Annotated in this window: 11 protein-coding genes; 5 read left to right on the top strand and 6 right to left on the bottom strand. The window is 32.9% G+C overall.

Annotated elements, in window-relative coordinates; genetic code table 11:
- Nucleotides 1-265: 265 nt before the first annotated feature.
- Entirely contained in the window at nt 266-2062 is a 1797-nt protein-coding gene (lepA, locus tag BLV91_RS12365) for a translation elongation factor 4 (protein ID WP_091433781.1), read from the top strand.
- Nucleotides 2063-2319: 257 nt separating this feature from the next.
- Here lepA and BLV91_RS12360 read toward each other — a convergent pair whose 3' ends face one another.
- Nucleotides 2320-3252 carry a 1-phosphofructokinase family hexose kinase gene (locus BLV91_RS12360; protein ID WP_091433780.1) on the bottom strand — a complete coding sequence of 311 codons (933 nt, stop codon included), beginning with the start codon at nt 3250-3252 and terminating at the stop codon, nt 2320-2322.
- Between the two features lie 170 nt (nt 3253-3422).
- Between BLV91_RS12360 and thiL the strand changes: the two genes are divergently transcribed.
- Entirely contained in the window at nt 3423-4469 is a 1047-nt protein-coding gene (thiL, locus tag BLV91_RS12355) for a thiamine-phosphate kinase (RefSeq protein ID WP_091433777.1), read from the top strand.
- A 44-nt stretch (nt 4470-4513) separates the two neighbouring features.
- On the opposite strand, the gene BLV91_RS12350 is transcribed toward thiL, so the two are convergent.
- The 4 genes from BLV91_RS12350 to BLV91_RS12335 all read right to left on the bottom strand — a co-directional run bounded on the left by BLV91_RS12350 (nt 4514) and on the right by BLV91_RS12335 (nt 8640).
- The gene (locus BLV91_RS12350) at nt 4514-5206 is read right to left on the bottom strand and encodes a response regulator (protein ID WP_091433775.1); all 693 of its coding nucleotides are present in this window, start codon (nt 5204-5206) and stop codon (nt 4514-4516) included.
- A gap of 1 nt (nt 5207) precedes the next feature.
- Nucleotides 5208-7229 carry an ATP-binding protein gene (locus BLV91_RS12345; protein ID WP_175514005.1) on the bottom strand — a complete coding sequence of 674 codons (2022 nt, stop codon included), beginning with the start codon at nt 7227-7229 and terminating at the stop codon, nt 5208-5210.
- 144 nt (nt 7230-7373) lie between these two features.
- The gene (locus BLV91_RS12340) at nt 7374-7643 is read right to left on the bottom strand and encodes a 3-oxoacyl-ACP reductase (RefSeq protein ID WP_091433772.1); all 270 of its coding nucleotides are present in this window, start codon (nt 7641-7643) and stop codon (nt 7374-7376) included.
- 181 nt (nt 7644-7824) lie between these two features.
- Nucleotides 7825-8640 (bottom strand): LytR/AlgR family response regulator transcription factor, encoded by an 816-nt coding sequence (locus BLV91_RS12335; RefSeq protein ID WP_091433770.1) that lies wholly within the window; start codon nt 8638-8640, stop codon nt 7825-7827.
- A gap of 474 nt (nt 8641-9114) precedes the next feature.
- Between BLV91_RS12335 and BLV91_RS12330 the strand changes: the two genes are divergently transcribed.
- Complete coding sequence (locus BLV91_RS12330; RefSeq protein WP_091433767.1) at nt 9115-9645, top strand: hypothetical protein; 531 nt, start codon at nt 9115-9117, stop codon at nt 9643-9645.
- A 54-nt stretch (nt 9646-9699) separates the two neighbouring features.
- On the opposite strand, the gene BLV91_RS12325 is transcribed toward BLV91_RS12330, so the two are convergent.
- The gene (locus tag BLV91_RS12325; protein WP_091433764.1) at nt 9700-11241 is read right to left on the bottom strand and encodes a glycine--tRNA ligase; all 1542 of its coding nucleotides are present in this window, start codon (nt 11239-11241) and stop codon (nt 9700-9702) included.
- Nucleotides 11242-11335: 94 nt separating this feature from the next.
- On the opposite strand from BLV91_RS12325, the gene BLV91_RS12320 reads away from it, so the two are divergent.
- Together BLV91_RS12320 and BLV91_RS12315 are read left to right on the top strand one after the other, a co-directional pair.
- Complete coding sequence (locus BLV91_RS12320; RefSeq protein ID WP_091433761.1) at nt 11336-12019, top strand: ComF family protein; 684 nt, start codon at nt 11336-11338, stop codon at nt 12017-12019.
- Nucleotides 12020-12314: 295 nt separating this feature from the next.
- Nucleotides 12315-12923, top strand: a complete 609-nt coding sequence (locus tag BLV91_RS12315) for a superoxide dismutase (protein ID WP_091433758.1) — start codon at nt 12315-12317, stop codon at nt 12921-12923.
- Nucleotides 12924-13764 lie beyond the last annotated feature (841 nt).

The following is a 13764-nucleotide window of genomic DNA, read 5'->3' as shown; positions in this document are numbered from 1 at the left end:
ATTACATGTAAAAAACATAAAAGTAAAAACATATAATTTTAACTAAATTAAAAATAAAAAAACACATTATTCATTATATCATATACCTCCTTTGATGCTGATTAACTTTGAATTATATTTGCAGATTAATTGTCGTTGTTCGACGTTTTCGCGTGAGGGGTAGCAGTGAAAATCCTTTTCCTTTTTTCTTTTAAAAAGGAAAAGATTGTAACGAATAACCCGACCCTTGTGGTCACGCCCTAAAAAAATTTGACATAAATAGAAGATGAAACAGATAAGGAATTTTTGCATTATTGCACATATTGATCACGGAAAAAGCACACTTGCTGACCGTTTACTTGGTGCTACACAAACGGTAACCGCTCGTCAAGAAAAAGCGCAATTGCTTGACAACATGGACTTGGAACGCGAACGTGGAATTACCATTAAAAGTCACGCCATCCAAATGGAATATACGTATAAAGGCCAAGAATACATCTTGAACTTGATTGATACTCCTGGTCATGTTGATTTTTCTTATGAAGTTTCTCGATCGATTGCGGCCTGTGAAGGAGCACTTTTGATTGTTGATGCTGCACAAAGTATACAAGCACAAACGATCTCAAATTTATATTTGGCTTTAGAAAATGACTTGGAAATTATTCCGGTTCTGAATAAAGTAGATTTACCAAGTGCGAACCCAGAAGAGGTAAGTGACGACATTATTGATTTACTGGGATGTAAACTGGAAGATATTATTCATGCTTCTGGAAAAACTGGTTTTGGTGTCGAAAATATTTTGGCTGCCATTATCGAAAAAATTCCACCGCCATCAGGGAATGTTGATGAGCCATTGCAAGCATTGATTTTTGACTCTCACTACAATCCTTTTCGTGGAATTGAAGTTATTTTCCGTGTAAAAAACGGGCAAATAAAAAAAGGTCAAAAGATTAAATTCATGGCTACAGGCAATGAATATTTTGCAGATGAAATTGGTACATTAAAATTAAACCAAGTTCCGAAACAAGTGATTTCAGCAGGTGATGTTGGATACTTAATTTCAGGAATCAAAGAAGCTAAAGAAGTAAAAGTAGGAGATACGTTGACGGATGCAAAAAATCCAACAACAAATATAATTACAGGTTTTGAGGATGTAAAACCGATGGTTTTTGCTGGTATTTATCCTGTAGATACCGAAGATTATGAGGAGTTGAGAAACTCGATGGAAAAACTACAATTGAACGATGCTTCACTTGTATTTTTACCGGAAAGCTCTGCTGCATTAGGATTTGGTTTCCGTTGTGGATTCTTAGGAATGTTGCACATGGAGATTATCCAAGAACGTCTAGAGCGTGAGTTTAACATGACGGTAATCACTACGGTACCTAACGTTTCTTACCATGCATTTACCAAAAAAGATCCAACAACAGCACTTATTGTAAATAACCCTTCTGACTTGCCTGAGCCATCTCGCTTAGACCACGTTGAAGAGCCTTTTATCAAAGCTACAATCATTACTAAAGCTGATTATGTTGGAAATGTAATGTCATTGTGTATTGAAAAACGTGGCTTAATTACCAATCAAACGTATTTGACTACAGAAAGAGTAGAGTTGACTTTTGACATGCCACTAGCAGAGATTGTATTTGACTTTTATGATCGTTTGAAAACGGTTTCTAAAGGATATGCTTCTTTTGATTACACACCTATTGGAATGAGAACTTCTAATTTGGTTAAAGTAGATATTTTATTGAATGCAACTATTGTAGATGCTTTATCTTCATTGATGCACGTTGACAATGCCTATTCTATTGGTAAAAAAATGTGTGAGAAGTTAAAGGAATTGATTCCGCGTCAACAATTTGATATTCCTGTTCAAGCCGCAATTGGTGTGAAAGTAATTTCACGTGAAACCATTAAAGCCTTACGTAAAGATGTTACTGCCAAATGTTATGGTGGAGATATTTCTAGAAAACGTAAATTATTGGAGAAACAGAAAAAAGGTAAAAAACGTATGAGATTGGTTGGAAATGTTGAAATTCCACAAGAAGCGTTTATGGCTGTTTTGAAATTGAATGATTAAATATTTTTTAGAAAAAAAGAATAAAGAGAATAGAATATAGACTTAACCCTGATAATGTAATTGAACGGTTAAAATTATTTTAAATTCTGAATTTTAAATTATAAATGAACCCTGATGATGTAAAAATTGTCAGGTTTTTTTATGGTGTTTATTGGTAGAGAGGCACTGCAGTGCGTCTCTACATTGTACGTCTCTACATTGCGTGTTTCAACATTATGCGTCTCTGAATCTTTGCACCTCTGAACCTTCAAAAAAACCTATTTATCCTTCAACCATTCATACAAACGTTTCGCATCTTCCAACTTAAATAATTGCGTTCCTTCATTCATTGTTGCCGCTGAACCACAAGCAACTCCCCAACGGATTACTTCTTTCAGGCTTTTATTTTGCGAAAGAGCCCAAACCATTCCTCCTACCATACTATCTCCGGCACCTACAGTACTTTTTTTAGCAACATTTGGTGCAGGTACATAATCATACGAATCTTTAGTGACTAAAACTGCACCTTGAGGACCTAGGGAAACGACTACAATTACGGCTCCGCCATTTGTAATAATTTGCTTAGCAGCATCATTGACTTCCTCCATCTCGAGACGTTCGACACCAATTAACTTGGCTAATTCACCCACATTGGGTTTAATGAGATAGACCCCAGTTTCCAATACTTTTTTCAATCCCTCACCTGAAGTATCAACTATCAGCTTTGAATTATATTTTTTTGCAATTTTAGCAATCTCTTGATAAAAATCAACAGGTAAACCTTCTCTTAAACTTCCACTTAAAACAATAAATTCCGAATCAAGACCTTCAATAGTTTTAATAATTTCATTCTTTTCAGCGTCAGTAACTGAAGTTCCTGGGAAATTAAAACGGTATTGGGAATTGGTATTATCATCAACGGCTACAAAACTTTCTCTAGTCCAATTTTTAGTTTCAATACTTTGAAATGAAATTGATTCCTTATTTAAAATTTCTTTTATCATTTCGCCTGAAGGTCCACCAGAAGCCATTACTGCCAAAGAACTGCCTTCTAAACGAGATATTGCTTTAGAAACATTTATACCTCCTCCTCCTGCATCATATAAGGGAGCTTCACATCTAATCTTCTGCTCTGGCACTAGTCCAGAAAAATGAGCACTTTTATCTAGGGCTGGATTTACAGTTAGGGTAACTATATCAAATGATTTCATTTTGTTTGATTTTACTACTCTAAAGATGCGAAAAAATATTTAAATCTCGTCTAACACTGCCCAACTACTTCCTTTCAGATCGCGAATCCAGATTTAATTAGACAAAACCTTTGTACCTTTGCAACTCTGAACTATTTTAAAATCCTGTACAGAAAAACAAACTTAAAAATATGATTGAAGATAAAAACCCACAACGTACAAGTATAGCTCAATTAGGAGAATTTGGATTGATAGACCATTTGACAAAAAATTTCAAAATCAATCAGGCTTCTACCTTGAAAGGAATTGGTGATGATGCTGCCGTTCTTGATTTTAAGGATAAAAAAGCAGTCATTTCTACTGATTTATTGATTGAAGGAGTGCATTTTGATTTGGCTTACATGCCTTTGAAGCACCTAGGATACAAAGCGGTAACCACTAATATCTCTGATATTTGTGCAATGAACGCTAAGGCAACTCAAATCACAGTTTCAATTGCAGTTTCAAATCGCTTCCCATTAGAAGCTTTAGATGAACTTTTTGCTGGAATTAACCATGCCGCTAAAGAATATAACGTTGATGTTATTGGTGGTGACACCACATCTTCTCAAAAAGGTCTAATCATTAGCATTACTGCTATTGGTGAGGCTGACGAAGATGAAATTGTATATAGAAATGGCGCTAAACAAACTGATTTATTAGTAGTAACTGGTGACATAGGCGCTGCATACATGGGACTACAAGTTTTAGAACGCGAAAAACAAGTGTTTCAGGTAAATCCAAATTCGCAACCGGATTTAGATGCTTACACTTACTTAATCGAGCGTCAACTAAAACCTGAAGCGAGAAAAGATGTCCGTACTTTATTTCATGCTTTGGAAATAAAACCAACTTCAATGATTGACATTTCAGATGGATTATCTTCTGAAATTATGCATTTGTGTAAGCAATCGAATGTAGGATGTAATTTATACGAAGACAAATTACCATTAGATCCTCAATTAATAAGTGTATGTGAGGAATTTGATATTGATTCTACTACAGTAGCCATAAATGGAGGAGAAGATTACGAATTACTTTTCACCATTGCCATGGAAGATTTTGATAAGATAAAAGCAAACCCTAATTTTTCCATTATTGGGCATATGACTCAAGAAAGTGAAGGTATCCATTTAGTGACTAGAGCAAACACTAAAATTCCTTTAAAAGCACGTGGCTGGGATTCCATAACTGAATAAAACAAAAAACGGCATTTTAATAAAATGCCGTTTTTTTCTTTTTGTTAAAATAATAATCCAATATTTCTGGCTTCACGCACTAAATCTATATCGCTCCCATCAGTTAATTTTAATAATACCTTAAGGTTTAACTTACGAACTTCAATCGCGTTTAATGATATAGGAATGTATTGTGGAATATCTTTTGTCTTTGTCCCTTTTGATAAATGAAACAAAATTTGTTTGTCAAATAAATCAATCTCTATAGTCTCTTCTTGAGATTCCAGCATTTTTACAACAGATTGGCTATAATATTGCTCGTTTTTGATCACCTTATCGAAGGCGAACAATAACTCATCAAATGTCAAATCATTTTTGATCACTAATCCATGAGGATTAATGTTTTTTATGATTGTTTTTATCTTTAAAAATTCGGTGAACATAGTAAGCAAAATAACCTTGCAATTAGGCATCGTATCTAAAATCAATTTTGCCAAATCTTCACCTGAATAAAGTCCTTTTTCTTCATAAGGGGGCATACTAATATCCAAAAAAGCTATATCAAAAGGTACAGTATCAGCATCTGTAATCACATTATATGCTGACTCGCAATCCTTTGCTTCAGATATTATAAACTCATACTTATTAGGATTGTATCTTGTAATTGCATTTTTATATCCTTGTATAATAAAAGGGTGATCGTCTACAATTAGTATGTTATTCTTTATGGTCGTTGGGGCAGCCGAATCCGTTGTCATTTTATGAAGGTATTTGTTTTTGTTTTTGTTCTATTGGTAAGGTAACAGTAATAACCGTGCCTTCTCCTTTTTTAGACTTGATATTAAATAAACCATGGCATTCCTTAGTTCGCGAAAGCATATTCTGTATTCCTATTCCTTTCTTTTTCGTCTTAGAATTAAATCCAATACCATTATCAGTAATCACCAAAAGCAAATCATCCTCTTGTCTTTTTACTTCAATAGTAATTAAATCTGCTTTTGCATATTTATTAATATTTTGAAGCGATTCCTGCATAATTCGGAATAAATTAATCTTCACAGAGTTGACCATTCTTTCCCATTTTATCCTACGATCTATTACTGAGACTAATTTCGATGGAAATGTATTTCTTTGTTCTTCAAATAGATTATCTACTATAGCTACGAAGTTATTAATTAATTCGGATTTTTCTCTATTTAGGTCATGAGAAATTTCACGAATATCCTGTTCAATGTTTTTTAATTCAGACAAATAATTAATCCTTTGATTAATAGCCATCTCATCTTGAAAATTATTTAAACCATCCAAGTTCATCCGCACTCCAAACAGCCTACCCAAAACACCATCATGTAGTTCTTGTGCCACTCTTTTTTTCTCCTTTACCCTATTGGTTTCAATCGTATTTTGTTGAGAAATCATTAAATTATAAATATCCTCATTAGCCTTCTGCTGTTGCTGCTTATATAATAGTTCCCTATTTTTAGTTTTCTGAGCTTTTATGATATACAAAAACAAACCTAAGATAGTTAATGCACTAAAAACATAAACCAAATTCCTATTTTGAACCTCTAAACTAGAATTCTCCGTTTTTATTCGATCAGTTTCATATTCAATACGGGAAAATTTATCACCCATTGCACGTTCTGCTTTTTGCAAGTTTTCATTTATTTGAATATACTCCTTCGTATAAATAGAAGCCTTTTTAGGCTCAATAATTGAAAGTTGCTTCAAAGCACTTAAAGCATCCCTAGGATTATTTGTTGTTCTTGACAACAAAAGAGCCTCTTTAGAATATTGTATAGCTTTGATTGTATTATTATTAGAATGAAAATATTCTGATAGATGAAGTTTAGTTACAAACATACCCGTTGTTAACTGAAGACTGTCACTCAATTTTAATGAATCATAAAACAGTTGAGGCAACTCATTTGCGTCATTCAATTTAAATTTAGAATAGGCCAAATTATCCACTAGCATAGCATAAACGTAAGGTTTTTGAACCTTGAGGTTAATTTGCTCCAACCCTTTCAAAAAATACTTTTTTGCTAACAGATATTTTTTCGAAGTAAGATATAGAACCCCAATATTATTATAGGTCGTAGCTTTTGACTGAAATACTTTGGGTATTGTTTCATCATCACTAATTAGCAATGCTTTATTATGGTAAGCAATTGCGTTCTCAAATTGTCCCAATTCACCGTAGGTAATACCTAAAAGGTTATAAGCATCGTATATAATATTATTTGCCTTTTTCTCATCTTTGATAATTCGTAATACATTAAAAACAGATTTTTCGGAACCAAAAAAATCACCCGCTTTAAACTGCAAAGTTGCTTTATTAATGAGTGTTTTTCCTAAATTTAAATTATCCCCTAGGTTTGCATACATTTTTTCTGCCTTATAATAAAACTGAAAAGAGCTGTCCAGAATTGCTTGTGACTCATAATAGTCTCCTAAATAGGTATAGGCCTTTATCACATTTAGAGTATCCTTAGCACTTTCTGATTTCTCTAATACAATGTGCACCGTTTTATTAAATGCATTCCAATCGTTGATGTTATAATAACGATTGGCAACTTTAAACAGGTTTACTCTATTGACAGAATCATTGTCCTTATTGATAACTACATTAAATGCTTTTTGAGTAAACGAGAGTCTTTTCTCTTTAGCCAAACTAAAATCGTTAGCTAATGTAAAGTAAATAGAAAGACTGTCTTCTGAAGAAGTAACAAACACGCCGTCTATTTTCTTTTTGGAACAACCAAAAAAAACAAATAGCATAAAAAACAATAGAAGTATGTGGTATTTATTTTTCAATAGCCATTAATATGTTTTACCAAAAATAGTAAAATAAAACTATTGACATAAAAAAAGGCTATCAAATAAATTGACAGCCTAAATATATTTTATTATAAGAGTTTCTTTTTAGTCCACTTTGACATTTCCTCCTGCGGCATTTTGTCCTACGATATCCACTTTGACATTTCCTCCTGCAGCATTTTGTCCCACAATATCTACTTTCACATTACCTCCTGCAGCATTTTGCCCAACGATATCTACTTTTACATTTCCACCTGCAGCATTTTGCCCTACAATGTTTAAATTAGTATCGTTATTTGTTTCTGTAGTAGTAGTAAATGAAGTTAAGATCATCATTAAAGAGAATAAACTGATTGTGTAGATTGCTTTTTTCATAATAGGGGATTTTTATGTTAATTTTTTTGTTTTACATTAATTAATGATCTTGCTGTTATTGCAGTACCACGATGTAAAACTACATAGCATCCTTCTATTTTTCTTACAAAATAAAGCTTAAATGGTAGAATGTAATCGTCTGATAGTGAATGACTACCAAATCAATGTGAATGGATGGATTTTAGATTTCCAGGTAATTTTCGTTTGAAAACTCACTAATAATAAGGTCTATATTTACCTTATATGTTTTGGAAAAGGGAAGTTTTGTTGTGGTATTTTTAATATAACACACAGAGTTACCGTTGTGAATTCTAGAAATGTATGTACGATTCACAATATAGCTATTGTGAATTCTAATAAAAGGATAGGTCAATACGCTTTCAAAGTGTTTCAATGTCTTAAACGCAGTGATCATCTCTCCGTTGCTTAAATGAATGTCGGTGGAGTTATTATCCGCTTGTAAGTAGGAAATGTCTTTTGCATCAATATACCTATAGTCACCATAGGATTTTATACATAATATTAACGGTTTATCCTTATTGACTATTTCCTGAGGCTCTGCCTTTTTTGAAATTTCGTTAGAAACAAATGATTGCTTCGCTGAATTAATTTCATGCTCACTATTTGATTTGTTCAATTTTAAAACCAATTTCACAAAATCAATTCTAGCTAACGGCTTCAGTATATAATCCGTAACCTCATATTGTATTGCTTCAAAAGCCAGATCTTTTTTATTAGTAGTAACAATAATCTTTGGCACAACTTTCAGATAGCGATACAGCTCATTAATAAGTGCTAATGATAATTTGCTTTTTTTATCGGCGGGATCAATTTCGAGAAAAACTAATTGAGGAGTGTGCTCTAATATAAGATTCAAACCATCTTGATAATTGGTAGCCGAAGCTACGAACTCCAGCTCCGAAAAACTATCAGCCATGGCCTTTGTTTTCAAAACACTTTCTTGATCGTCGTCAATAATAATGTACGAATAGTTCATCAATGGCTCTCCTAATTGTTAGGCATATTATCATATTCTTGAAGCAGGTTTACATCAAAAAATTAAAAGTTCAAGGTAGTTTTGGGAAACTAATCGCATAAAAACACCCGATTATTGTTTTAAAAACCAATCGTTTATCCTTACTTAACAAATTAAAAGTACACGATTAGAGTATTCTTTACAGAAGATGTTAATATGTTTTTAACAAATGTTGATACATTAAGATGAAATGCAAATAAATCCGATAAAATGCATGCGCAGCTGTCACAAAAGAAAGCCCAAATTAAATTCATTTCGTAAATCATTCATTAAAAACTTTTCGTGTCGTACCAACAATCCTTTTCGCACAGGGATTACTTAAGGAGAAGGCAGGACACACTAACTAATAGTCTTCCAAATTGGCCAATATTAAATTAAATTTGAAAAGTACTATTTTTACAAATTTATCTTACTTTTATACAAAAAACTAATTCTATGAAAAAATTATTTATTCTAATTTGCTTATCTTCTTTTATATCTGGATTTAGCCAAGAAAAAGAAACAATCGATTTCAAAAGAAATGAATTAAAAGGGAATGTACTTTTCTTAGTATTAGGTGCTGGAGAAATTACATACGAACGATTGATAAACGAAGATTCTGGATTAGGAGTTTCATTGTTTTTTGTTAAGGAGGACGATTTTGACACTGAATTTAGTTTAACGCCATACTACCGATCTTATTTTGGCAAAAAAACAGCAGCTGGTTTTTTTGTTGAAGGCTTCGGAATGATCAATTCGGGAAACACAGGAAGCTATTCAGAATACGATTCAGTAAATCAAGGCTATTATACTGTAGAAGGAAAAAACTTCACAGATATTGCTCTAGGTTTTGGCTTAGGTGCAAAATGGACACAAAAAAGAGGATTCGTTTTTGAAATAAACGCTGGTATTGGAAGGAATTTATTCAACAGCAATAGCCCTGAAGTTGTAGGTCGAGGTGGAATAACACTTGGATATCGATTTTAAATAAAAAATGCTTCTCGTCGAGAAGCATTTTTTATTTATAATATAATAGTGTGATTACATTTTCATTAACCAGTTTTTCATCGAAACTTCATTGTCAATAATAGCTTTCAATTCCGATATTTTAACACGGTCTTGCTTCATTGTATCTCTATGACGAATTGTTACCGTTTGATCTTCTATTGTTTGATGATCTACAGTAATACAAAATGGAGTCCCTAACGCATCCTGTCTTCTATAACGACGACCAACTGCATCTTTTTCATCATAAGCGACATTGAAATCCCATTTTAAATCTTCAATGATTTTATGTGCAATATCAGGCAGACCGTCCTTCTTAACCAATGGTAAAACTGCCGCCTTTGTAGGAGCAAGGACCGAAGGCAGCTTAAGAACCGTTCTAGTTGAACCATCTTCTAACGTTTCTTCTTTCAAAGAAGTTGCAAAAACTGCCAAGAACATTCTATCTAAACCTACAGATGTCTCCACTACATAAGGAACATAGTTTTGATTCAATTCAGCATCAAAATACTGTAATTTTCTTCCTGAGAATTTCTCGTGTGCTTTTAAATCAAAATCAGTACGAGAGTGAATCCCTTCCAATTCTTTGAATCCAAAAGGAAAATCAAACTCAATATCAGCCGCTGCATTTGCATAATGGGCTAATTTTTCATGATCATGAAAACGATAATTTTCTTTACCCAATCCTAATGACAAATGCCATTTAAGTCTTGTTTCTTTCCAGAATTCATAATGCTTCATTTCATCACCTGGACGTACAAAAAATTGCATTTCCATTTGTTCAAACTCACGCATACGGAAAATAAATTGTCTAGCGACAATCTCATTTCTAAATGCTTTTCCTGTTTGTGCTATTCCAAAAGGAACTTTCATTCTCCCAGATTTTTGAACATTCGTGAAATTCACAAAAATACCTTGTGCAGTTTCCGGACGTAAATATAGATCCATTGCAGTATCTGCAGAGGCTCCTAATTTAGTTCCGAACATTAGGTTAAACTGTCGCACTTCAGTCCAGTTTCTAGAACCTGACTCAGGACAAGCTATTTCCAACTCTTCAATCAGTGCTTTTACATCTTCTAAATCTTCATTACCAAGAGAACGACCTAATCGCTCAAGAATTTCTCTTTCTTTCGCTTTATATTCTACAACTCTTGTATTTGTACTTACAAACTCAGCTTCGTTAAAAGCGTCTCCGAAACGAATTCTCGCTTTCTCGACTTCTTTGATTGCTTTAACATTTAACTTTTCAGCATAATCTTCAATCAAAACGTCAGCTCTGTATCTTCTTTTTGAATCTTTATTATCAATTAAAGGATCATTAAAAGCATCTACGTGTCCTGATGCTTTCCAAGTCGTTGGGTGCATCAATATCGATGCGTCCAGACCCACAATATTATCATTTAACTGAACCATTGATTTCCACCAATATTCACGTATGTTCTTTTTTAACTCCACACCGTTTTGTGCATAATCATAAACTGCACTCAAACCATCGTATATTTCGCTTGACGGAAAAATAAATCCGTACTCTTTTGCATGCGAAATTACATTCTTAAATATATCTTCTTGTTTTGCCATACTGCAAAAATATAAAAAGTGAACTTAAAAAAAGAAGAATCACCGAAGTTTGAAGCATTGAATTTCATATTTTTATAAATAAATTATCAATTATATGTTTAAATACATAATAAATCTATTTTTCCCTCCAGTTTGCGCCGGATGTAACTCCTTATTATCATCGAATGAAAAGGTGATTTGTACACATTGTAGACACAATATTCCGCTGACAAATCAACATATCAATCCAGATAACGAAGCTTTCAAAAAGTTCTACGGCAGAATTCCTGTAGAATATGCATCGGCACTCCTATATTTCCATAAAAAGGGAATTGCACAAGAACTAATTCACAAATTAAAATACAAAGGACACGAAGAAATAGGTATGGTTCTAGGACATTGGTACGCTCAAGATTTAAAAGAAATAGCCACCCTAAAAACAGTAGACTTTATCGTCCCAGTTCCTTTGCACGACAGAAAATATAGAGAAAGAGGCTACAATCAAGTAACTACTTTTGGAAAAGCACTATCCATTGATTTGAACATCAAATATAATGACTCAATATTGCAAAGAAAAGTATATTCAAAAACACAATCTAAAAAAAACCTTTTAGGCAGAACTGAAGGTATTGAATCTGTTTTTGATGTTTCCTTTGCCGAAAAAGATTACGGCAAACATTTTCTACTTATCGATGACGTAATTACTACTGGCGCAACACTTGAAGCTTGCTCACGAGCTTTGCTGAAAATTCCTGGCGCAACGATTAGCATTGTATGCATGGCAATGGCGCAATCCTAACCTCAATCTATACATTGAGCACTCTAGGCAATTTCTATGAAAATTCACTTCGTATTCCTCCTGCCTTTAACATAATAATATAATTAATCAACCGACTCAAAGTACCGGATCGTTCAGTTATATTGTCTTTTTTACAAAAATTAAACTAATTTTATCAGCATAAAAAAGAAATCAACGTCAAAAATAATCACATTATAAATTTAATTAATGAAATTATAACTAAATACAATTTCCAATTACAAAGTTAAATGTTTAAATTTGAATAAATTTTTATAAATCATTAAACAAATATATCATGGCTTTTGAATTACCTCAATTACCTTATGCGTATGACGCATTAGAACCTCATATTGATGCACGTACGATGGAAATTCATCACACAAAGCATCATAATGCATATACTACTAACCTTAATGCTGCTATCGCTGGTACTGACATGGAAGGTAAAACGATAGATAATATTCTACTTAACCTAGATATGAAAAATACTGCTGTTAGAAACAACGGTGGTGGATTTTATAATCATAATCTTTTCTGGACTGTTATGACTCCTGATGGTGGTGGACTTCCTACTGGAGATTTACTAACAGCCATTGAAACTGCTTTTGGATCTTTTGAAGAGTTTAAAGCTAAATTCAGTAAAGCAGGTGCTACGCAATTTGGTTCAGGATGGGCTTGGCTTTGTGTTCATCCAGGAGGAAAACTAGATGTTTGTGGAACAGCAAATCAGGACAATCCATTAATGCCGGGAATCGGTTGTGGAGGAACTCCAATTTTAGGTATGGATGTTTGGGAACATGCATATTATTTGCATTATCAAAATAGAAGACCTGATTATATTGAAGCTTTTTTCAACGTAATTAATTGGACTGAAGTTTCAAGAAGATATGCTTCTGAGAAATAGTTTTTTCATAAAAACATAGATTAAAAAACATAGAGAATAGACAAATTGACTGAAAAGTTGGTTTGTCTATTTTTTTTACGCGTAATCACTTCAGAATTTTAAATAACTCCCCTAAATCAAAAAAACGCATAAACCCTTAGGCTATTCGTCTTTTCACTATTCTTTTTTTATTTGACTTTATTCCAATAAAAAAGATGGAATCTCTTCCATCTTTTTTGCCCCAAATCTACCATAAACTTAACCTACTAATTTTATGGTTCTCCAAATATAAGAAGCCTTTTCACCTAAAAATAATATATCCGACAACTAACCTCAAAAATCGATGAAATACTTTAGTTTTAAAACTTAATGAAACCCAACGAATTGAATACAAAACAGATATATGTATTTTCTTTCAATTTAAATCAACTAATCACAAAAAAAAACAAAATTTTGTATTCGACAATTAAATAAAAACAAGACTTTCCTTTACTTAATTTATAACTTCTTCACGTAACTGCATTTTCAAAATTCGATAATTGACATTAAAAACAAATCAATAACAATTATCTAGAAATATTGAACTATTAAAGTAGCAAAGACCTCAAGCTGATCCAGAACCACTTAAAGTTAACCCTAGCTCCAACTTACCGCCAGAATGCCATTTAAACCTAATTTAAAAGCCTTAGCAAGGTATAATTATTGACATCAAGATTACAAACATCTATACTTAATTATAGTCGCTCCACACGTTTTAGGATTGACCCGCTATAATTTTATCGGTTGTTTTTTCAAAGATGTTTCTCAAATCCTGCGCTAAATCATAGGCTTTTTGAATGTCAGGATACAATTCAAATAATAC

Origin of the sequence: Flavobacterium degerlachei (genome assembly GCF_900106645.1) — a bacterium.
GTDB lineage: Bacteria > Bacteroidota > Bacteroidia > Flavobacteriales > Flavobacteriaceae > Flavobacterium > Flavobacterium degerlachei.
Note: the sequence above shows the minus strand (reverse complement) of the source record. Positions and strands in the feature narration are given on the sequence as shown.